The 22,276-nt window shown below is 28.9% G+C and carries 17 protein-coding genes and 2 CRISPR repeat arrays (1 of these 19 running past the window's edge); of the genes, 15 read left to right on the forward strand and 2 right to left on the reverse strand.

Annotation, left to right across the window (positions count from 1 at the left end; translation table 11 throughout):
• Window positions 1-3,217: direct repeats of the CRISPR family, unit length 30 nt; unit sequence GTTGAACCTTAACATAAGATGTATTTAAAT; it begins 2,919 nt to the left of the window's first position.
• Window positions 3,218-3,300: 83 nt separating this feature from the next.
• Window positions 3,301-4,448, reverse strand: a protein-coding gene (locus D4Z93_RS06690; RefSeq protein ID WP_243105948.1) for an IS3 family transposase whose coding sequence is annotated in 2 segments (ribosomal slippage) — window positions 3,301-4,202 and window positions 4,202-4,448 — 1,149 coding nt in all. Because the reading frame shifts where the segments join, the coding sequence is not laid out codon by codon here.
• A 221-nt stretch (window positions 4,449-4,669) separates the two neighbouring features.
• Here D4Z93_RS06690 and tnpA point away from each other — a divergent pair.
• From tnpA to D4Z93_RS06705, 4 genes are all read left to right on the forward strand, one after another.
• A complete protein-coding gene (gene tnpA, locus D4Z93_RS13480) occupies window positions 4,670-4,834 on the forward strand; it encodes an IS66 family insertion sequence element accessory protein TnpA (RefSeq protein ID WP_162920266.1) in 165 nt (54 codons plus the stop codon).
• A gap of 277 nt (window positions 4,835-5,111) precedes the next feature.
• Window positions 5,112-5,270: a transposase domain-containing protein gene (locus D4Z93_RS06695; protein WP_423243046.1), complete on the forward strand. Its 159-nt coding sequence runs from the start codon at window positions 5,112-5,114 to the stop codon at window positions 5,268-5,270.
• A gap of 243 nt (window positions 5,271-5,513) precedes the next feature.
• The gene (locus D4Z93_RS06700) at window positions 5,514-5,714 is read left to right on the forward strand and encodes a helix-turn-helix transcriptional regulator (RefSeq protein WP_119971630.1); all 201 of its coding nucleotides are present in this window, start codon (window positions 5,514-5,516) and stop codon (window positions 5,712-5,714) included.
• Window positions 5,711-6,196, forward strand: coding sequence for a DUF6773 family protein (locus D4Z93_RS06705; RefSeq protein WP_119971631.1), 486 nt, complete (start codon window positions 5,711-5,713; stop codon window positions 6,194-6,196). The genes D4Z93_RS06700 and D4Z93_RS06705 overlap by 4 nt, the downstream gene beginning before the upstream one ends.
• A 224-nt stretch (window positions 6,197-6,420) precedes the next feature.
• Here D4Z93_RS06705 and dapB read toward each other — a convergent pair whose 3' ends face one another.
• On the reverse strand, window positions 6,421-7,218 hold the full coding sequence (gene dapB / locus D4Z93_RS06710) for a 4-hydroxy-tetrahydrodipicolinate reductase (protein ID WP_119971634.1): 798 nt from the start codon (window positions 7,216-7,218) through the stop codon (window positions 6,421-6,423).
• A 540-nt stretch (window positions 7,219-7,758) separates the two neighbouring features.
• Between dapB and D4Z93_RS06715 the strand changes: the two genes are divergently transcribed.
• The 11 genes from D4Z93_RS06715 (at window position 7,759) to D4Z93_RS06765 (ending at window position 21,804) form a co-directional block, all read left to right on the forward strand.
• A complete protein-coding gene (locus D4Z93_RS06715) occupies window positions 7,759-8,574 on the forward strand; it encodes an MBL fold metallo-hydrolase (protein ID WP_119971636.1) in 816 nt (271 codons plus the stop codon).
• Window positions 8,575-8,743: 169 nt separating this feature from the next.
• Window positions 8,744-9,238, forward strand: coding sequence for a hypothetical protein (locus tag D4Z93_RS06720; RefSeq protein ID WP_243105896.1), 495 nt, complete (start codon window positions 8,744-8,746; stop codon window positions 9,236-9,238).
• A gap of 525 nt (window positions 9,239-9,763) precedes the next feature.
• Window positions 9,764-12,423: a CRISPR direct-repeat array (repeat unit 30 nt; unit sequence GTTGAACCATAACATGAGATGTATTTAAAT).
• Between the two features lie 339 nt (window positions 12,424-12,762).
• Window positions 12,763-13,473 (forward strand): hypothetical protein, encoded by a 711-nt coding sequence (locus D4Z93_RS06725; protein WP_119971638.1) that lies wholly within the window; start codon window positions 12,763-12,765, stop codon window positions 13,471-13,473.
• A gap of 18 nt (window positions 13,474-13,491) precedes the next feature.
• Entirely contained in the window at window positions 13,492-15,222 is a 1,731-nt protein-coding gene (locus tag D4Z93_RS06730; protein WP_119971641.1) for a hypothetical protein, read from the forward strand.
• Window positions 15,223-16,152: a type I CRISPR-associated protein Cas7 gene (locus D4Z93_RS06735; RefSeq protein WP_119971644.1), complete on the forward strand. Its 930-nt coding sequence runs from the start codon at window positions 15,223-15,225 to the stop codon at window positions 16,150-16,152.
• 3 nt (window positions 16,153-16,155) lie between these two features.
• Window positions 16,156-16,899 (forward strand): type I-B CRISPR-associated protein Cas5b, encoded by a 744-nt coding sequence (gene cas5b, locus D4Z93_RS06740; protein ID WP_119971647.1) that lies wholly within the window; start codon window positions 16,156-16,158, stop codon window positions 16,897-16,899.
• 9 nt (window positions 16,900-16,908) lie between these two features.
• Window positions 16,909-19,437: a CRISPR-associated helicase Cas3' gene (gene cas3, locus D4Z93_RS06745; RefSeq protein WP_119971650.1), complete on the forward strand. Its 2,529-nt coding sequence runs from the start codon at window positions 16,909-16,911 to the stop codon at window positions 19,435-19,437.
• A 14-nt stretch (window positions 19,438-19,451) separates the two neighbouring features.
• Window positions 19,452-19,946, forward strand: a complete 495-nt coding sequence (locus tag D4Z93_RS06750; protein WP_119971652.1) for a CRISPR-associated protein Cas4 — start codon at window positions 19,452-19,454, stop codon at window positions 19,944-19,946.
• Window positions 19,947-19,969: 23 nt separating this feature from the next.
• Window positions 19,970-20,974, forward strand: a complete 1,005-nt coding sequence (gene cas1b / locus D4Z93_RS06755; RefSeq protein ID WP_119971655.1) for a type I-B CRISPR-associated endonuclease Cas1b — start codon at window positions 19,970-19,972, stop codon at window positions 20,972-20,974.
• 15 nt (window positions 20,975-20,989) lie between these two features.
• Window positions 20,990-21,274, forward strand: coding sequence for a CRISPR-associated endonuclease Cas2 (gene cas2 / locus D4Z93_RS06760; protein WP_119971657.1), 285 nt, complete (start codon window positions 20,990-20,992; stop codon window positions 21,272-21,274).
• 107 nt (window positions 21,275-21,381) lie between these two features.
• The gene (locus D4Z93_RS06765) at window positions 21,382-21,804 is read left to right on the forward strand and encodes a GNAT family N-acetyltransferase (RefSeq protein ID WP_119971659.1); all 423 of its coding nucleotides are present in this window, start codon (window positions 21,382-21,384) and stop codon (window positions 21,802-21,804) included.
• The last annotated feature ends 472 nt before the right edge of the window (window positions 21,805-22,276 follow it).

Below are 22,276 nucleotides of genomic sequence, written 5' to 3' on the forward strand. Positions count from 1 at the left end.
ATTCTTTATGATTTATTTGATAATTATTTTTAATTTTAGTTGAACCTTAACATAAGATGTATTTAAATGTTTTTTGACAATCTGAATAACTAGAAGTGTAATAAGTTGAACCTTAACATAAGATGTATTTAAATATGTCTATATCTACCCATGTATTAGTATTTGGTAAGTTGAACCTTAACATAAGATGTATTTAAATGGAGCAAATTGTTTATGTTTATTTTGTTTAGGGGTTGTTGAACCTTAACATAAGATGTATTTAAATGACTTTCCTTACTATGGTGATGATAACTTAGATAAAGTTGAACCTTAACATAAGATGTATTTAAATCATTTCATTTTAGATCTCTTATATAGTGCATCTGGTTGAACCTTAACATAAGATGTATTTAAATAGGTAGTAGAAGCAATATTTAAAGGAATTTTAGCGGGTTGAACCTTAACATAAGATGTATTTAAATAATAATTTGCATAAAACAAAAGGTACTCCGGCAGGTTGAACCTTAACATAAGATGTATTTAAATTGCAAGGTTTTAACAGATATGCCGCTTAATTGGGCGTTGAACCTTAACATAAGATGTATTTAAATATACATAAGTAAAGATAAAATGAACTTTGGAGTACAGTTGAACCTTAACATAAGATGTATTTAAATGAAATAATACACAAAAGATTACAAATAAGTCCAATAACGTTGAACCTTAACATAAGATGTATTTAAATCTAAAAAAGATTCAAAAACATTAACAGAAAGAATTTGTTGAACCTTAACATAAGATGTATTTAAATTTAAAGGCTTTAACCTTGTTTGTTAAATTCTTTATCGTTGAACCTTAACATAAGATGTATTTAAATAGATGCAAAAGCTGATAATATTGAAGATATAATAGCGTTGAACCTTAACATAAGATGTATTTAAATTAATGGAGCAGCTATGGTAATTGCAAGAAGAAGTTGTTGAACCTTAACATAAGATGTATTTAAATCCTGTCAAGCCTACTGTTACTTTGTCTGTCCTATACGTTGAACCTTAACATAAGATGTATTTAAATATCGTTAGTCCTAAATACTCCCGGGCTTGGTTATATGTTGAACCTTAACATAAGATGTATTTAAATCATACTTAGAAACGCCATCATCTTTGTAATTGAAGTGTTGAACCTTAACATAAGATGTATTTAAATAACTCTTTATCTGTTAAGTTAATGTTTGCATTTTTGTTGAACCTTAACATAAGATGTATTTAAATTCCTTAATACTATTATCTAAAATACTTTCTTCATATGTTGAACCTTAACATAAGATGTATTTAAATGATGTGGATGAATTTGAACCAAATACAATATATAGGTTGAACCTTAACATAAGATGTATTTAAATGGAATGAAGAAGTGCTTAAGAACAACTTAAGCACGTTGAACCTTAACATAAGATGTATTTAAATGGTTCTTTAGCCCTATATTCAGCCTCCCTTTTAGCGTTGAACCTTAACATAAGATGTATTTAAATGTAGTATACATAGAAAGTGAGCGATACCAATGGATGTTGAACCTTAACATAAGATGTATTTAAATAAGTGTAGAGATAGAATTAAGATTGGATATTCTGCGTTGAACCTTAACATAAGATGTATTTAAATAGCGAAAATAATATTTATCGATTATGAGGCAGAACGTTGAACCTTAACATAAGATGTATTTAAATGGATTTGAATCATTGTACTTTTCTTTTAAATATCTTGTTGAACCTTAACATAAGATGTATTTAAATGTAATCCACAATACAAAATTATCTTTATTACTATTTTGTTGAACCTTAACATAAGATGTATTTAAATCTCCTTAATTACATGTCTGGATACTACAAGTATAAGTTGAACCTTAACATAAGATGTATTTAAATTGAATAGACCATTTGAAGAATATGAAAAGAAAGATAGTTGAACCTTAACATAAGATGTATTTAAATGTTGTTGTTGAATTTGTACTTTCTGACATTCTATCTGTTGAACCTTAACATAAGATGTATTTAAATAATTTGCCACAAGAACTCCTACAGCCTGCAGACCAGTTGAACCTTAACATAAGATGTATTTAAATTGCATGTATTGCAACTGTCTGTATTTTTGATATGTAGTTGAACCTTAACATAAGATGTATTTAAATTCCTCTTATTTATTTTATATTTCTTTTTATAACTTCGGTTGAACCTTAACATAAGATGTATTTAAATTAAAAAGAGTAATTAATTTCGTTAAATTTTAGCGAAGTTGAACCTTAACATAAGATGTATTTAAATCCGTCTTGGATCTGGCTGGTTATTTTCAGTATGTTGTTGAACCTTAACATAAGATGTATTTAAATAATTTGAGGATGGTAAGTTTTATGTACCTGAGTTTGTTGAACCTTAACATAAGATGTATTTAAATTCGGATACCTCTGTGACACTCTCTAAATTGTCCATTGTTGAACCTTAACATAAGATGTATTTAAATCTAACAAGAATACTAATATATCCATTAACGTTAGTTGTTGAACCTTAACATAAGATGTATTTAAATATATATTTACTAAGTCCAACATTATTTCTATACTTAGTTGAACCTTAACATAAGATGTATTTAAATGCATTGTTATATAGAAAAGTTTTAGATACACCACTTAGTTGAACCTTAACATAAGATGTATTTAAATGAAAATTCCATAAAACATTATGGAAGATATGAAGAGTTGAACCTTAACATAAGATGTATTTAAATACATATCAAAATTGTAAGTAAACTTTTGCCTTTGAAGTTGAACCTTAACATAAGATGTATTTAAATGTATTTGCTTGTTGATTCTGTTCAGTTTCTTCAACGTTGAACCTTAACATAAGATGTATTTAAATTGAAAGAATGACTAATTATTATATTCTAAGTTTAAAAGTTGAACCTTAACATAAGATGTATTTAAATAGTCGACTTGATGGGAGATTTGGTTAAATCTTTAAGTTGAACCTTAACATAAGATGTATTTAAATCAAATATATGACTATATGTACAAGAAAGGCATGGGAGTTGAACCTTAACATAAGATGTATTTAAATCCGTTTATACCCTTTATAACATAATCTCCAATACGTTGAACCTTAACATAAGATGTATTTAAATTATGAATTTTCCTTGATGTTTGGATAGTCATTTATGTTGAACCTTAACATAAGATGTATTTAAATTATTGACACATTAATATTTTCTTACCATGTATATTTGTTGAACTGGATCTAAGTCAATAAAGTAGACACAAAATATCGAATATTTAAGCAGATTTTTTGCAATTATCCTCACATTGTTGAGGGGTAATATATCCTATAGAGCCATGGATTCTAATCCTGTTATACCATGATTCTATGTATTGAAATACAGCTAATTTTGCAGAATTATAATCGCAGTATTTAACAAGATTTACCTCTTCTTTCTTTAATGAAGCATGGAATGACTCAATGCAGGCATTGTCATAAGGGCAACCCTTGGCACTGAAAGAGTGAGTTATTAAATGAGTATCTAGAAGATAATTTTCAAATTCACAGCTTGTATATTGAGTTCCAAGATCACTGTGGAGAACCAGTGGTTCAACCGGTTTCTGTAGATTAAGAGCATTGTCAACTGCATTTACAGCAAGTTTAGAATCCATAGATTTTGAGAAACTATAACCGATTATTTTTCTGCTGTAGAGATCCATGACGGATGCAAGATAACACCAGCCGTCTTTTATAGTGTGTATATATGTTATATCGGTACACCATTTTTGATTTATTCTACTGGTATTAAAATCTCTTTTAAGGATATTTTCCTTTTCTTCAACCTTATATTTTGAAGGAAAAGGTCTAAATCTTTTACAGACAATAGACTTTATACCTAACTTTTTCATAAGCCTCTGGGTTCTTTTAAGACTTATATTTATATTGATCCGTTTTAATTTATAGTTTATTTTTATTGCCCCATAGCGTTTTTTACTATCGTTATAAATCTTCATAATACAAGCTTGAATCTGTTTATTCTCAATGCTTCGCATACTCTGCTTTCTTATTAAACTTTTATAGAAAGAACTTCTTGGAATATTGAAGATATTGCACATTAATTTAATACTATAGTTATCTTTATTGTATTTAATAAAATTGTATACTGTATCTAATTTTTCTTTGCAAATATGGCCATAGCTTTTTTTAATATCTCATTCTCCTCTTCTAACTTTGCCATTTTCTTGATTAAGTTTTGATACTCAGCTGTTGTAATAGTTTTATTTTTATCTATCTGTATTGGTGCTGCCTTTTTAATCCATAATTTTATTGTTGATTTAGATGCGCCATATTCGCTGTTTAATTCACTCAGGGTTTTACCCGAATTATAAAGTTCAACTATTGTATTTTTGAAATCCTCTGTATATCTCTTAGATCTATTTGACACTGTGTAGACACTCCTTTTCTTTTATTTTATATTGTTCGAATTTTTGTGTCTACATTTTTATACTAGCACCAAACCTTAACATAAGATGTATTTAAATATATTTGGGCTTTCTAAGTTAATGGATAGAAATCACTTAAGAAACATGAGATAATCTTCTAAACTAAGTTTATTTTCAAATTTTTCAAATTAAGTTGAAAAACTTTAATAATAGGAGATTTCAAATGAATATACAAAAAATAACTCAAGATTACAGAATGAATAAATGGATTAAAATTATACGTGAATGCAAAAGCAGTGGAGAAACAGTATCCTCATGGTGCAGAAATAATGAAATTAATATAAACACTTATTATTGGTCAAGAAAAATCCGAGCTGCTGCATGTTAGGCCATTCTTATGGAAAATTCAAATGGATAAATTGTACCTTTAGATTTGACAGTTATATCATCTACAGCTTCTTCAAATACAGCTTATGTTTCTTTAGAAACATCTCAAGCTGATATTAGGATCTACAGTATTAGAGATTCATAATGGTGCTTTGGAAAGCTTAATTGAAAATGAAAGGTACTTAAAAAATGATAGGTGATATTTCTAAAGCAGAAAAAATTGGCTATTTAACGGAAGCCCAAGAGGAGCAGAAGTTAGCACAGTAGTTTATAGTATAATTGAAACTGCCAGAGCTAATAATCTTGAACCATATACTTACCCTGAGTTTTTATTTAAAAACCTTCTAAGAGTTCAATTTGAAGCACATCCTGAATTTTTGGAAGAATATCTGCCATGGGATTCATGGGTTCAAACTTCGTATAAAAATAACAGATAAGAAATACGGTCATTTTCATAAATGACCGTTTATTTTTGTTTATATACACCAGTTGATTTATCGCTTACGTTGTAAATTACAAAGTTTGCTTTTCAATTTACAAAATGGCGTCTTATATTACTATTGAGTAAGAAATCAGAATACTTGTATAAAGTTTGTAATTATATATTGCTAAATGTAATATATAATTGACATTAAGAAATATATAACATACAATAGTGGTGTTAAGGAAGGAGAATTTTTGTGAAAAATAAGAAACTAAAAATTGCTAGGATTGAGTGTGACATGAACCAAGAGGATTTGGCTAATATTGTTGGTGTTACACGGCAAACAATAGGCTTGATAGAATCAGGCAACTATAATCCGACATTGAAACTTTGCATTGCAATATGCAAAGCTTTAAACAAAAATCTAAATGATTTATTTTGGGAGGAAACAGAATGAAAAGCAAAAAAATCAAAGATGAACGTGTCTTACAATTAAACAACAAAATTCAAAGTGAAGCATACTCTATAGTGATATTCATTGCATTTGTTTCTATGTTTACTAAATCGTTTGTATTGGATATGTCTTTTGCAAAGTATGCAATTGAATTTAGTATTGTAGTTATATCTCTAGCCTATGTTGTAATTAGAAGTATGTTTCTAGGACATAACTTAGTGAACACGTCAAAAGTTAGTAAAAGATTAACGATATTTACTATTTTTATTTCAAGCCTTATCATAACCACAATTAATGGAATTAGAAACTATGTACTATATGGAAATAAGTATATAGGAATATTTGACAGGTATTTTATTGCAGTAATAGTTATTACCTTTATTTCAGCTTTCATCTTTAGCTTCATATTATTTTCACTTCTATACTGGTTTAATGAGAGAGGTCAGCGAATAATTGAAAAGAAACTTAAAGAAGATGATGATTGATTTATTAATTAATCATATTTTTGTATTATAGAATGTGCTGGAGGAACTATGCAAAAAATGACAAATAAATATTTCTATTATCAAAGATCCAGATGCTAAAGATATAGAACCGATAGCACATAGGCAATAAATGTAATTATCGGCTCTATTTTTATATAAGCCTTATTGCTTGGATAAAAATAACATGCAAGGAGTTCAATAAATTAAAGATAGGCAAAAAATCACTATAAACCTAGTACCTCTTTAATTGTATAAAGCCCTGGTGCTTTCCCTTCCAAAAACAATGCAGCTTTACACGCTCCATTTGCAAAGCACTCCCAGTTATGTGCATGATGAGTAATCTCAAGTCTTTCTCCCATGAGACCAAACATAACTGTATGGCTGCTAGATATGTCTCCGGCCCTTAAAGAATGATAGCCTATAGTTCCTTCTTTTCTCGCACCTTCTCCATTTCTTCCAAATACGGCTATATCATCTAGATTTTTTCCTAAGGATTTTGCTATAATTTCTCCCATTTCTTTAGAAGTTCCACTAGGTGCATCTTTTTTATATCTATCGTGCATTTCTATTATCTCTATATCAGACATATTTCCTATAGTCTCTGCTGAAATTTTTAAAAGTTTATATATAAGATTTACTACCATAGATGTATTGGCCGCACAAATCACAGGAATATTTTTTGAAATTTCTATAATTCTATTATGCTGTTTTTCAGAAAATCCAGTAGTACCACAAACCACTGCTTTTTTGTACTTCAATGCTTTTTCCATTATATCCATAGAAGATTCTGGTGTAGTATAATCGATAATTACATCAGTTTTATTTATAATACTTTGTAAATCGTCCACTACAATTGCTCCTGTCTCAACTCCTATGCCTGAAGCCAATCCTACATCTTTTCCTATATAATCTCTTCCATTTGGTGCCAAAGCTCCCACGATATTTAATTCATTCATTTCATTTGCTATTTTTACAATAAGCTTACCCATCTTACCTTTTGGCCCTGATATGATTACATTCATAAACTTACCTGATTAAGACATATAAAAACAATTCATTAGTGTATTATAACTGTTTTTATCATATGTCTAAAATCAGTTTTCACCCACCTTTCCCTAAATAATTAATAATTTTTCAAAAAGTCTAGTTATATTTTAAAATTGCATACCTATAGAATTAAGTCTTTATTCAATTAAATCTGATTTTGTAAATAAGATTATACAATTTTATAGAGTAATTAGCATTGTAAAACTAATTTAACATATAATTTAATATAATTCTACATCATATTTTACTAGGGCTATAAATAATCAAATTCCATTTTCCATATCTAAAAAATTGAAAGTTCAGATATGTCAATAAGAGATACTATTCGTTTACTATGAAGTGAAAAATTATTCATGAGTACAGGATATTGTGTAAAATGATATAATTTATTTATTAGTAATTTTTATAGAAGGTGAAGTCATGAAGATATTTTTACGTATGCATTCAAGAAATCGCTTATCCTCTGTGCAACTATAAACTATAAAATTATTACCGTACAGAGGAGTGTATATTAAATGAATAGATTAAATAGACCGGTTATTACAAAAGGAACAATCAGAGAAATGGAGGATATGTCATTTTTCATACATGCTAAGATTTTTGACGATTTACTAATTATTGCACAAAAACAGACAAACTGTTTTGTATTAAAAACAAGTTATGGGTTGATAGTAATAGATGCTATTTGGCCGGCAAAAGAAGCTTTTGAAGCAATAATAGATTCTATTAAAGATGTTGGTTGGAATCCTGATACAATAAAGAAACTAGTTTTGACACATGGACATGTTGATCATACTGGATGTGGAAAATGGTTTGTTGAAAGATATCATGTTGATACATATCTTTCTAAGGTGGATGACATTTTTTGGAGAGAACATCCAACAAAACCCGATAGACCGGAAACATGGAAGGATTATGAAATTAATGTTTATATTCAGGATGGCGATACAATAAAATTAGGTGATAAAACAATATATGTTTATGGTACTCCTGGTCATACTCCAGGAGGGTTAAGTTACATGTTTCCTGTAAAAGAAAAGGGGAAAATGCATATGGCAGCATTATGGGGAGGAACGACACCACCATGGACAAAGAACGAAGTTAAACAATATCTCAATTCGCTGGATTATTTTATAAGTGAAGCAATATCTAAAAAAGTAGATGTCGCTTTAAGCAATCATACAGCTATAGATAATGGTATAGAACGTATTATGTATTCAAAAAAAAGATTAGATTATTTGCCGAATATTTATATTATAGGACAGGATGGATTTCAAAATTATTGTCAGGTATTTCGTACATTGAGTTACGAGATGCTGGAAAAATTATAAACATAATATGAAGTCGGCTTTGAATATCTGATTTCGGTTGATTTAAATATGCAGCAGAATAATAAAATTAATTTTCTCTAAAAATTAATATTATTTTTAAAAATGTAGAGACTAAGAATACAGAAGATAAAAATATATTTAAATTTATTTAGAGGAGATGTATATTATTATGAAGAAGATGTCAGCAATCATACTAACTATGTTTATGATGTTGAGTTTGAGCGCCTGCGGTGGCCAAAAACAGGCAAATGATGTGAAAAATAAAGTAGAAAATGCTCCAAATCAAACTAAGAATGATGTAATCAAACTCCCGAAAGATCTTAAAGAAGCAGATATGGGAACAGGTACTTTTTATATAAAAACTTCTTCCGGGACATCTGAAAAAGGAGAAGTTCCAGAAATATATACTAAAAAAGATACGCAAGTTATGCATATCAATGTAAATACTAAAAATTTTAATGGAGAACATATGAGTTATATATTTGTAGATGGAATTTTTAATACGAAGAAACAGCTTTCAGATAGTAGTTTGACTATTGATTTAAAGGGCAATAATATTAAGGCCGGAAAACATAGAGTGGATATTGTGCAGTTTAATAACAATAAAACAAGTGATAAGGTAATTACGCATAAATTAGCATATTATCAGGTTAAATCTGAATAATTTTAGATGAAAAAGCTATTGCCCCAGAAATGGGGCTTTCTTTATTTACAAAATTGTAATTTGTGAATAAAGAATAGAATTATATAAATTTGAGTAATTTTACCTAAGAAATCTATAACATTATAAATTAAAAATAAATATCTAAAAAGATTAATAATATAGGAGTATTGTATGCTAGGCTAGTAAAAACATGTTTAAATAATATACTTAGAATTTTTAGAGCAGGATAAGATTTAAATAGTATAGGTTAGATACTATATTGACGGATCAGGATTGTGTTTTTGCTGAGATATAGATTTTATTATTTTATTAAGATATTTTAAATTATATGAATTAAAGAGTTTAAAATTTTCCAACCATTATTGTGATCAAAAACGCCTTGATCTATGTAGATTCAGTGATTTAAATCACTTTTATTATGAATAAGTTTGAAAATCAAAATTGGTTGGAAAAATTTCAGATAAAGTCTTTATTATCAATAGATTTAGAGATATAATAAAAATAAAGAACGGCTATTTTACTCAGGTTGAACCATAACATGAGATGTATTTAAAATTTTATACCTCCTAAAGTACTCTCATTGCAGCATTGGTTGAACCATAACATGAGATGTATTTAAAATTTTTTAAATTTTCTATGTCAATTTCAATGTTTTTTGTTGAACCATAACATGAGATGTATTTAAAATGGAATCGTATTTTAGGTAGCTTTTTTTCTTTTATGTTGAACCATAACATGAGATGTATTTAAAATCTAGAACCTCATCTATCATATCCCTTAATTTTAGTGTTGAACCATAACATGAGATGTATTTAAAATCTAATTTATATTTGTTTTGTTCTTCTAATTGTAGAGTTGAACCATAACATGAGATGTATTTAAAAGATACAAAAAAATGTTTTGCTATTGCAGGACTAGCAGTTGAACCATAACATGAGATGTATTTAAAAGCTTTAATCTGTTAAGGAGTTTCGTTGCGTCTGAGGTTGAACCATAACATGAGATGTATTTAAAATTAATAAATTGTCCATCTACTAATACATCTATATAAGTTGAACCATAACATGAGATGTATTTAAAACACCCTGTGTATAAATTAACCGCAAGAGGAGAATATGTTGAACCATAACATGAGATGTATTTAAAATTCATAAATTTTTAATTGATTCCAGGTATTCGCTTTGTTGAACCATAACATGAGATGTATTTAAAATTCCTAAGTTACTAAAAGTTTTAAGCGCAAGCTTGTTGAACCATAACATGAGATGTATTTAAAAGTTTAAAAATTCTTCTGCTGTAGGATTGTCTGGGGGGTTGAACCATAACATGAGATGTATTTAAAATGAGTGGATAAATTTTTATGAGGATGACAACGGGCGGTTGAACCATAACATGAGATGTATTTAAAATTTAGTGTTTGGAGTAAGATGATAGAAATGTGTGTAGTTGAACCATAACATGAGATGTATTTAAAAAATTATACATCATCTTTTTATAATGATGAAGATACGTTGAACCATAACATGAGATGTATTTAAAAGAATTAAGAAATACTTCTATATGTATATGTGGACCTAAGTTGAACCATAACATGAGATGTATTTAAAAGAAGACGTTGACCAATATTATACCCTAGCCAATGAAGTTGAACCATAACATGAGATGTATTTAAAAACATAAAGATAATTTTGGAGGTGAAGTTGTTGGATTGTTGAACCATAACATGAGATGTATTTAAAAGATGGTGAATATGTCGACTGTACTGAAGGTGTTGTACGTTGAACCATAACATGAGATGTATTTAAAAGGACTGATACGCTACTTGCAATTAAAGAAATCTGTTGAACCATAACATGAGATGTATTTAAATATATAAGCTTTTATTCTGGTAAACAACGGATTACCAGTTGAACCATAACATGAGATGTATTTAAATTGGCGTCCCAAACTGTCTTAAGTGTATCCTTCAATAGTTGAACCATAACATGAGATGTATTTAAATCCAATCCATTTTTTTAATTGAGTTGGGCTATTAGGAGTTGAACCATAACATGAGATGTATTTAAATATAATAGCAATGGCGAAGACGTACAAAATAAGACCAGTTGAACCATAACATGAGATGTATTTAAATGAAGTACATAAGGCTGAACTTGATAATTTAACACATGTTGAACCATAACATGAGATGTATTTAAATCAAGAATGTTGTTTAGACAGGGAGAGCAAGGAAGGTTGAACCATAACATGAGATGTATTTAAATATGATTACTAAATCTGCATTGTCTAGGCAGTTGAGTGTTGAACCATAACATGAGATGTATTTAAATCTATTTTTTTAATGGCTCATTTATATGTGTTAATTTGTTGAACCATAACATGAGATGTATTTAAATAGTATTTCCGTGATAGAAAATAGATTAGATACAGACGTTGAACCATAACATGAGATGTATTTAAATAATGCCTTTTTAGTACGATTACTTATTGCCTGCCCGGGTTGAACCATAACATGAGATGTATTTAAATTTATTAATACAACCTTCTATTTCTGAACCACTTCCAGGTTGAACCATAACATGAGATGTATTTAAATTTGCATTTCTTAAGCGTTTAGGTTGCTTTGTCTGTTGTTGAACCATAACATGAGATGTATTTAAATAATTCAATACCAACGGCTGTTAAGTCTGTAGTTACGTTGAACCATAACATGAGATGTATTTAAATAATAATAGGAGACTTATTATTAATTGTATTTTTAAGTTGAACCATAACATGAGATGTATTTAAATCCTTCATTTTGTGAAGAAAGAGACTTAACAGAAATGTTGAACCATAACATGAGATGTATTTAAATAATATAAGGGGAGGAATTATTTATGACTAAAAATTGTTGAACCATAACATGAGATGTATTTAAATACTATTTTGCCAGTATCAAAAGCCTGTAAAAAACCGTTGAACCATAACATGAGATGTATTTAAATCATGAATAATGGTAAGATAAATATATAAATAAGTAAGGTTGAACCATAACATGAGATGTATTTAAATAAATGTACTGATGAATAAAGTCCGCACAGAAATAAGGTTGAACCATAACATGAGATGTATTTAAATCCGCAACAACTCTATAAAAGAGTTCTTACATTGTCGTTGAACTATAACATGAGATGTATTTAAATGGAATTGGTTTATGAGTTATTGGCATAACTGCAGCTGTTGAACCATAACAAGTGTTGTATAAAATAAATGTATTTTTACATTATGATTATTATCAACATAATTTGTATTAAGTTTAATTTAGTATTTTTAAGTCACATTTTTATACAGGTTTAAATTATAAATATTAAAATAACAATGGATAATTTTATATAATAATTTTATTTACACACAAATTTAAATTTTTAGTTATAAAAAACTTCTGTTATTATGCAGGAGTTTTTTTAAATAGGCAGAATAATAATATATATGGAAAATCATTTCTTTATATATATAATAATACAAATGAATGGAGAATATTGATGGATATTGTTGAAATAAATGTAAAAGTATTTACACTTCAAAATATTACTACTAGAGAAGCACTTGAAGACTTAAGCAGGCTTATAGATAAGTCTTTTTACAAGAATGAAGCTCTGGAGAATTTTCATGAAAAAAATACTATGAAAAATTATTGCTTTAATAGTTTATACCCTTTGGATGTAAAAACTAAGATATATAAAAAAGGTGAAATTTATAATTTTCAACTAAGGTGCATAGGGGATGAATTAAGGGAACATTTTTTAAAGTTTTTGTGTAATGAATATACTTTAAAGCTCAAGGTACTTGTCTGCAAGAGTAAAATTGTGCCTAAAAGACCAATAGAGAGGGTATACAGTATAACACCTGTAATAGTAAAAATGCCGGGAAGTGACAAAATTGTATATTGGAGAAATGGATATACCGAAGAACAATTCTTTGAGTATATAAGAACAACCAGCATAAAAAAATATGAAGTTCTTACAGGAAAAATTGTAGATAAGAATTTAAAACTATTTAACTACTCTAAAATAGACAACAAAAAGCCAATAGCTGCTGATTTCAAAGACAAGAAACTCCTTGGTGACAAAGTGACATTAACTATAGAAACAAATGATGATGCTCAAAATATTGCATATATGCTGCTTGGAACAGGTACGGCTGATATGTGTCCAAGGGGTTATGGTTTCATGAATTATCAGTATATAAAATAAGAGTGGAGGTGAATATGTTTGATAAATGAAATTTGCATGGCATTTAATAATGAATATGAAGAAAAGGGTGATGCTTTAATTATAGATAACTATACTCTGTCACCTGGAAGTTATGTAGAGTTTACCCTAGATGATAATGGCGAAGTTATTGATATATTTGATGTAGATAAAAATTCTGACAAGTCACAGGATACTTATAAAAAATTTGCAGAAAAAGACTGCTTGAGTGGACTTATTTCCATGAATAAACCAATAGATCCAGCTAAAGTAATACATAGTAATAATATGTTTTCTTTTTATGTTAAAAAAGAAAACTTGGATTTATTAAGTGGAAAATTGAATGAAAAAATAATAGAAGGATATTATGATGTTTTAAAAAATCCTGAAAAAAAGTATAAAGGCAAAAAAAATTTAAAGTTGTACACTAAATTTGTAGAAGAAAGCAGCGAGCCAGATGGAGAATTTATAGATAAAGTACAAAGTTGGATAAAGGAAAATATATGGAAAATAGCAGGACGTTTAAAGAAATTAGACAAAACATATCTTAAATTATTTTACCAAACAAATATTCACAATTATGAAACAGAGAGTCAAAGATATATGATCCCTAATATATACAATAGCCCGGATTATAATGTTAAAATTGGGAAGAATGTATTTGGACTCTCGGACTTTAATATGGGACTCAATTCAAAAAAGCCATATCTTGAAAACAAGACTAGAAAGAGTAAACTGCCACTACTTGTGGATTCTAAAACTATTTCAAATGAAAAAAGGGTATTTGACTATCTTATGAACTGTTCAGCAGAAACTAAAAATTGTATATATGTAGATAAAAATATGTATCCTTTAAAAGCGAAAGAGAGTATGGAGGCCGATTTTAGTGGACATATTTTAAGAGTAAAAAAGGGAAAAGAAGTTGAAATTTTAGATTATGACTCTGTGAATATATATAAATACAAGCTGAAAAAAAATATAGAGATAAAACCAATACTAAATGAGGGTATAGGTGAAAAATTTGAATTACTTGTAGGAAATATGCTTTACCTTAAAGAAGTAAAAAGGAATGTAAATGAGGTGTTTTTTAATAAATTTCTTGAAACTAATTTTTTTACAGAACCTGGAGATATAAGCTTGAATGATTCTAAAGTGAAAGAATGTCTTTTGAAATACAGACATGGCTTTTATACTTGGTTTTTTAAGGGAGAGGATTCTCTTGTGAAAACCTTTTGGGATAGTATGACGCTGTATCTTTTGCGTAATTCTATAGCTCAGGGAAATGTGAATAAAGCAGTGAATCAGTTTAATTTAAGGTACGCACTTATTGGTTATTTTAATGAAGGAGGAAAAAAGAATATGAATTCGATTGTTCACGATGCCAGAAGAAATGTAGACGAAAAGATAAATATAAAAGAAGATAATGGGGATAAGGTCAAAATAGGAAATGATGCAGAATACTATTTTTGTATAGGACAGCTTCTTAAATATTTTTATAGCCTGAATAAATCAGCAAATAAAAGCTGTTCTTTCATAAATGCTTTTCTAAATTCAGAAAATGATAGATTTATTAAAGAAAGACTCAGAAGATTATTTGTAAAATACAACTACACGATAAAGCCGCATCTTAAATTTAACAATTTATATTGTATGATTTTAGCTTATGTGCCAGAAAATGAAGTAGATCAAGACAGTATAATTGCGGGATTTTTAAGTCCCAGTCTAATATATAAAAAAGGAGAGGAAAACTAAATGAATAGAGTATATGGTGTTATCGGAATAAAATCAATTATGGCAAATTGGAATGCTGATTTTGGAGGATATCCAAAGACAATAAGTAATGGAAATATATTCGGTAGTGATAAGGCACTTAAATACAGTATAAAAAAATATTGGGATGATAATGGGGAAAAAATACTTTATATAAAGTCTTTTAAAACTGAAAAAGGAAAAATAAGACCAAGATCTCTTGAGGAAAGATACAATCAAGTTTTTGATACCACACTTACTAAGAAAGATGAAAGTACAGCTGTCCTTAAAAATTTATTTTCTGCAATTGACGTAAAGTCATTTGGAGCTACCTTTGCAGAAGAGGGAAATAATATATCAATTACAGGAGCAGTACAGATAGGTCAGGGATTCAATGTTTATGAAAAGTCAAGTATAGAGGAACAGCAAATCCTTTCACCATTTAGAAGCGATAAGAAAGCTAAAGAGGGAAAGGAAGCAGAGGAGGCAAATCAGAGCACACTTGGAACAAAAATCGTAAGCGATGAAGCACATTATCTCTATCCTTTTTATGTAAATCCAACCTCTTATAGAGATTACGTGGATATGCAAGTTACAGAAGGTTATACAGATGAAGATTTTAATAGATTTAAAGATGGAGCACTTATAGGTGCAACAGCATTAAATACAAATGCAAAGTCAGGGTGTGAAAATGAATTTGCACTTTTTATAGAGACAGATGAAAATACTTATTTTCCAAATTTAACTCAGTTCATGGAATTTGAAAAAGGCAAAAACAAGGATATTTTGAAATTGAATTTAAATAAAATACTGGAGCAAATAAAGGATGATGTTAAAAGCATAGAAATTTATTATAATGACTATAAATTGGAATTGCAAAATAAACCTGAAGGAGCTAAGTTTTTCGATATATTCACAAGAAAAGAGGTTTAGAGGATGGAAGTTTTAAGGTTTAAGCTTTCTGGCAGAACTGCGTTTTTTAAAAAGCCTGATGTAAATACGTATTATTACTTTACATATGGGAATATACACAAGATTGCCATACTTGGGATAATGGGAAGTGTTCTTGGACTCAAAGGGTATAATTTTCAGAGTAGTGACTTTGAAAAAAATATATATCCAGAATTTTATGACAGACTGAAATCTTCTAAGGTTTCGGTAATAACTCTTAACAAGCATGGATATATAACAAAGAAAATTCAAGCCTTTAATAATTCTGTAGGATATGCAAGCAGAGAGACTGGAGGAAATCTTATAGTAAAACAACAGTGGCTTGAGGAACCGGAATGGATTGTCTATGTAAAAATAGACAGTGGTACAGCTGAGTTTTCAGATATGCTTATGAAAAATAAAGCTAAGTTTATACCATACCTTGGTACAAATGATCATTTTGCAGATATAGCAGATGTATGCAAGCTTGAGGTATCAAAAATAGATGATTTTGAGAAAATCGACAGTATGTTTAAAACTCAATATTTTAAGGTAGATAAATATTTAGATGAAAATGCAGAAGATACTGCATGGAAATATACAGAATACCTTCCAGTAGAACTGGATGAAAAACTTAATCAATACAAATTTGCTGATTTTACGGAGACAAATATGTATGTGGATCCTTTAGATGAAGATGAATTTATATATAGAGATGAGAAACTTGGAAAGAATATCTACTTTTTTTAGGAGGCTGCCATGTATTTTGATAGTGTTAACTTGTTTAAAACAGAAGATTTCATAAATAATCTTAATAATATGTATGCCCACAGAGACAGAAATGATGAAAGCAGAAGAGAAAAGCTTAACTGTCATATAGAGTTGACATATAGGTATTTTGAATTCATATGCAGACAAAAAAACCTAAGTGATGTGTTTTTTAGGCTTGAAAAAAATATATTGAAACATAAAAGTGAAGAAGTCATAAATCTATGGAAAGAAATGCTTGCCAATACTGTGTATATGCATGATATGGGAAAAATTAATCCTGGTTTTCAATGGATTAATATGCTAAATGAATTGTATAAAGATACAGAGGCAGAGAAAGAACATTCACTTCTCGGGGCATATATATATGTAAGTTATTTTTCAAAAAAGATAGATAAGATTCATAAAAGACATGACAGGTTTTATCTGAAATATTTTATGTATTTAAACTCCTATATAATATCAAGACACCATGGAATTCTTATTGATATTAAAAATTACGAAGAATTGTTAAGCGATTTTCCTGAGAAGTACAGCAAAGAAAAGTATTATCCTGATCTCAATATGGATACTTCGGGAAAGGTATATATTTTTAATTCATTTAGCAATTCCCGTAAAAATGTAAAAGACTGTTTGAATGAAGATGATAGATTAGGTTTTTACATATATATTTACAGTAAACTTATATTTTCAATTTTAACAGCATCAGATTATTATGCCACATCAGAGTTTATGAATGGCGAAAAAGTAGATGATTTAGGACTTGTAAACGAGAATTTAAAGAGGAAGTTCAGTGAAGATATAGATAAATATTCTATTATGCAAAGTGTACGGGAATATGAAAAAAATCCTGTACACGATGAGATGTATACAAATATAAATCAATTGAGATCTGAAATAACACTTGAGGCTGAAAAAAATTATCTAAAAGATAAAAGCAAGAATATATATTATCTTGAAGCACCGACTGGAGCAGGAAAAACTGTAACTTCAATTAATCTTGCAAGGCTTATGCTTAATTCAGATGAGAAAATAAATAAGCTATTTTACGTATTCCCTTTTAACACCTTAGTTGAACAGACAGAAGCTGAATTTATGAAGATATTTAAAGATGACGAGAATATAATTAAAAATATATCTGTTATAAATTCATTAACGCCTATAAAGACTATTGACGAAGAAGATTATGAAAAGTCTCTTTTAAACAGAATATTTGTAAACTATCCTTTTGTTATAACTACACATGTTGGCTTATTTAACTTTTTATTTGGAACCAGCAGGGAAGAATGTTTTCCTCTTGTAAATATGTGTAATTCAGTAATAATACTTGATGAAATACAAAGCTATAAAAATGATATATGGAAAGAGATAATAAATTTTTTAGATGTATATTCTGAAATTTTGAATATAAGGGTTATAATAATGTCAGCTACACTTCCAAGGTTCAACAAACTGATAGATTATGAAAGTGAAAATTTTGCCTATCTTATACAGAATAGAAAACATTATTTTGAGAATCCTTACTTTATGAATAGAGTAAAATTTGAAATGCTTAATTTGAAGGGCGAAATTAAAGAGCAATTTAAAAGTTTGATGGAGGATATTGAGCTGGAAGGTAAAGACAATAACAAAATACTTATTGAGTTCATATTTAGAAAGAGAGCGGATGAATTTTATGATTATATGAATGAGAATTTTCACAATGAATATGGACATAAAATTGTCATTATGACCTCTGATGATAACAAAGTTGACAGAAAGAAAATTGTGGGTATGGCAAAGGATGAGAATACAAAACTTATACTTATAGCGACTCAAATAATAGAGGCCGGAATTGACATTGATATGGATATTGGCTATAAAAATATATCCATAATGGATGCAGAAGAACAGTTTATGGGCAGGATAAACAGGTCATACTTAAGAAATGGAAAGGTGAAATTTTTCAAGATTGATGACTGCGCCGATATATACAAAGGTGATGTAAGAAAAGAAAAGGAATTTACGCTTCTTGAGGATGATATTAAAGATATTCTTATGAGAAAAGATTTTGAGGAATACTATAAAAGAGTGATAGATAAAATAAATGTAAAGAAAAGGGAGTTTAATGATAGAGGATATGCTCATTTTATTTCACAATTAAATTCTTTGGATTTTAAGGAACTGGAAAAACGTATGAAACTTATAGATGACGATCAAAAAGAATATACGGTTTTTATTTCTCGGGACATAGAAATTAGAAAAGATGAATTTATATCTGGATGTGATGTATGGACAAGTTATAAAAAGGTTTTAATGGACAATTCTATTGGCTATGCTGAGAAGAGGGTGAAATTGTCTGAAATTAATCTTCTCTTAAATTATTTTATATACAGGGTAAAGAAGATACCGGATCAGTACAATGAACTGCTTGGAGATATATATTATATTTCAGACGGAGAAAAGTATATAAAAAATGGCAGGTTTAATCAGGACATATTTACGGGAAAAAAGGTTGATGCGGCAAATATAATTTTGTAATTATGGAGGAAAGTATGAAAATAAATGGTACACTTATAAATTACTATTTTCACTGCAAAAGACAGTTTTGGCTGCATGGCAATAGAATTAATATGGAGTATACAAATGAAGATGTAAAAATAGGAAAGGCAATCCATGAATTAAAGGCAGAAGGCAAGGATAATGCAGAAATAGCTATAGATAATGTGAAGATAGACAAGCTTACTAAGGATTATTTAGTTGAGATAAAAAAGTCAGATGCAGATGTGGAGGCTTCAAAGTGGCAGGTTTTATTTTATTTAAGTGTATTAAAAAGTAAAGGCATAATTAGAGAAGGCAAGCTTGAATTTCAGGAAAAAAATAAACAGGATAAAAAGATAATATATGTAAGTCTCACAGAAGAAAGTGAAAATAGATTAAAAGATTTAGAAGTTGAAATGGAAAAGCTGCTTGAAGAGGAGATACCTCCTAAAATCGGAAAAGTCAAGGGCTGCAGGAAATGTGCTTATTATGAGTATTGTTATATATAAAATATATTTTAGGTGGTGAAAAAATGGCAGGCGGTACTAAGTATCTTATGAGTATGGGAGAACTTAAGAGAAAAGATAATTCAATAGTGTTTAAGAATGATAAGGGGAATTCCTATTTACCTGTAGAGTCGATACAGGAACTGTACTGTATGAATGAAATCTCTATAAATACAAAATTTCTTGATTTTGCAGCTAAAGCAGGCATAGTTATCCACTTTTTTAATTACTATGGATATTACAGCGGAACTTTTTATCCCAAAGAGAATCTTGTAAGCGGCAGGGTAACTATAAAGCAGGTTGGGGCTTTTTTAAATAATAGAAATTATATAGCAAAGGCATTTGTAAGCGGAATAGGAGAAAATATATATCAGCTTTTATATCATTATTACAGACATGATAAAAAAGAAGTAGAACCTGCTCTTGAGTGGATAAGAGAAAAGCTACCTGAATATATGGAAGACGGCAATATGGAAATAAAGCAGATACTCAGAGTAGAAGGCGAAATATGGCAGAGATTTTATGAGTGTTTCAAGTACATATTGCCAGAAGATTTTGTACTCAACAAAAGAGTTAAAAGGCCTCCAGATAATCCAATAAATGCTCTTATATCCTTTGGAAATTCAATACTATATTCGAAGACGGTAGCACAAATTTACAATACCCATTTAAATCAAACTATAAGTTATCTCCACGAACCGTCTGAGGGTAGGTTTTCTTTAAGTCTTGATCTGTCTGAGGTATTTAAACCAGCAATAGTTTATAGGACGATATTTGATCTGGTCAATACAAAGCAGATTCAAGTAAGCAAGCATTTTGATAAGAAATATAATTATTGTCTTTTAAATGATGAAGGCAGGAAAATATTTGTACAGGCAATTGAGCAGAGATTTGAAAGTGTTTTCGACCATAAAAAGCTTAAGAGGAAGGTGAGTTATAAGACAGCAATAAGACTTGACGGATACAAACTTATAAAATATTTAGTAGAAGGAGAAGAATTTAAACCTTTTAGTTTAAAGGATATGATGTAAGGTGGGATCATTTCTATGAAGAGAAACTTTAATTTCAATTACGCATTTTTATTTTATGATGTAAATGAAAAAAGGGTGAATAAAGTATTTAAAGTTTGCAAAAAGTATTTTCATCATCACCAAAATTCTGTTTTTAGAGGATCAATAACTCCTTCAAAGATGATAAAATTGAAAAGCGAACTGAATAAGATTGTAGAGAGTGGTGATTTTGTAACAATAATAAAACTTATGAATGATAGCTGTTTTGAAGAAGAAACGCTTGGAACAAATGATAAAAATACTGAGAATTTGATACTTTGATTTTTTAATTTTGCGTGGTAAATGCAAAAATTTAACTTGCACATTACGCAGCGTAATCATTTATATTTATAATTGAAATTATTATTGTTTCAAGGAGGAGAGAAAACATGAACCTTAACATTCAATATAATTGTTTAAATGTAGATTGGAATGATGTCTCTGAAATATTAAAAAAGGTTGGAATGGCATATTTTGAGGCGAAAATGCATGAAAAAGCTTTTAAAAATAGTCATACTGTCATATTTGTCTTTGATGATAACAAATTAATTGGATTCGGACGTGCAATTTCAGATGGAAGCTATCAGGCTGCAATTTATGATGTTGCAGTATTACCTGAATATCAGGGAAAGGGTGTTGGCAGAACAATTGTTGATGCCATTTTAAAGTGTATTCCTCAGTGCAGTTTTATATTGTATGCTTCACCTGGTAAGGAAGCTTTTTATGAAAAACGTGGGTTTAGTAAAATGAAAACTGGAATGGCATGTTTTCATAATTCAGAGGCAATGCGAACGAAAGGGTTTATTAAATAAATTGTGCATGAAGTCAAAGTTGATTTTCCAATCACCGTTAAAAGTTAAAGTGCCTAAGCTGTTTAAATTCAATAGCTTATAGCACCTTTTTACTGTGATTGTCTAAAATAAAAAATGGTTGGAAAAATTTCAGATAAAGCCTTTATTATCAATAGGGTTAGAGATATAATGGAAATAAAGAATGGCTATTTTACTCTGGTTGAAGTTGAACCTTAACATGAGATGTACAAATTATTTAATTTCGTTGAAGGACATGAAAATGCGTTGAAGTTGAACCTTAACATGAGATGTACTACTGGATAACCGCCAACCATATTTTTATTTATTTTGTTGAAGTTGAACCTTAACATGAGATGTATTTAAATCAAAAATGATGAAAATAAAAGATACTTTTTTAATTGGTTGAACCTTAACATGAGATGTATTTAATGTGGACAGATGCTTTTAACAGATGGTTTGCTACCGGTTGAAC

Origin of the sequence: Clostridium fermenticellae (assembly GCF_003600355.1) — a bacterium.
In the GTDB taxonomy this organism is placed as follows: Bacteria; Bacillota; Clostridia; order Clostridiales; family Clostridiaceae; genus Clostridium_AV; species Clostridium_AV fermenticellae.

Bases quoted from the DNA above. Each gene is read 5' to 3' on its own strand.
- cas5b (WP_119971647.1), top strand. From the start codon at position 16,156: ATGGAAGTTTTAAGGTTTAAGCTTTCTGGCAGAACTGCGTTTTTTAAA.
- dapB (WP_119971634.1), bottom strand. From the start codon at position 7,218: ATGAATGTAATCATATCAGGGCCAAAAGGTAAGATGGGTAAGCTTATT.
- D4Z93_RS06705 (WP_119971631.1), top strand. From the start codon at position 5,711: ATGAAAAGCAAAAAAATCAAAGATGAACGTGTCTTACAATTAAACAAC.
- cas1b (WP_119971655.1), top strand. From the start codon at position 19,970: ATGGCAGGCGGTACTAAGTATCTTATGAGTATGGGAGAACTTAAGAGA.
- D4Z93_RS06750 (WP_119971652.1), top strand. From the start codon at position 19,452: ATGAAAATAAATGGTACACTTATAAATTACTATTTTCACTGCAAAAGA.
- D4Z93_RS06720 (WP_243105896.1), top strand. From the start codon at position 8,744: ATGAAGAAGATGTCAGCAATCATACTAACTATGTTTATGATGTTGAGT.
- D4Z93_RS06725 (WP_119971638.1), top strand. From the start codon at position 12,763: ATGGATATTGTTGAAATAAATGTAAAAGTATTTACACTTCAAAATATT.
- D4Z93_RS06765 (WP_119971659.1), top strand. From the start codon at position 21,382: ATGAACCTTAACATTCAATATAATTGTTTAAATGTAGATTGGAATGAT.
- cas2 (WP_119971657.1), top strand. From the start codon at position 20,990: ATGAAGAGAAACTTTAATTTCAATTACGCATTTTTATTTTATGATGTA.
- D4Z93_RS06735 (WP_119971644.1), top strand. From the start codon at position 15,223: ATGAATAGAGTATATGGTGTTATCGGAATAAAATCAATTATGGCAAAT.
- tnpA (WP_162920266.1), top strand. From the start codon at position 4,670: ATGAATATACAAAAAATAACTCAAGATTACAGAATGAATAAATGGATT.
- D4Z93_RS06715 (WP_119971636.1), top strand. From the start codon at position 7,759: ATGAATAGATTAAATAGACCGGTTATTACAAAAGGAACAATCAGAGAA.
- cas3 (WP_119971650.1), top strand. From the start codon at position 16,909: ATGTATTTTGATAGTGTTAACTTGTTTAAAACAGAAGATTTCATAAAT.